Below are 314 nucleotides of genomic sequence, written 5' to 3'. Positions count from 1 at the left end.
CTGCCGCAAAGGTCTGGGATTTCTCCGAAAGCGGTTTCCGGTTTGCGGAGTCATGCGCTAGACCTGACTTTGAACCCTTTCCGAATCCCTGTTGGCGGGAGGCGCTGGTGGAAGTCCAGGACAGAGAGACGACCGGCGCCGCGCCCGCCGAGGAGCACCACGCCGACATCTATGGCGAGAACGGCGCCGTGCGCGCATCCTTCCTGGCGCAGATCGGCGCGGCGATCGCCGACCGCGACACGATCACGCTCAAGCGCGAAGTTGACGATCTGCACCAGTCGGAGCTCGGCGACGTGCTGGAGGCGCTGCATCCC

The 314-nt window shown here is 65.3% G+C and carries 1 pseudogene; it reads left to right on the top strand.

Annotated features, from left to right (window positions below):
- Nucleotides 1-107: 107 nt before the first annotated feature.
- Nucleotides 108-314: pseudogene (locus EN852_RS38275) on the top strand (magnesium transporter); the annotation flags it as partial.

The organism is Mesorhizobium sp. M2E.F.Ca.ET.209.01.1.1 (assembly GCF_004010375.2).
Taxonomy (GTDB): Bacteria; Pseudomonadota; Alphaproteobacteria; order Rhizobiales; family Rhizobiaceae; genus Mesorhizobium.
Note: the sequence above shows the minus strand (reverse complement) of the source record. Positions and strands in the feature narration are given on the sequence as shown.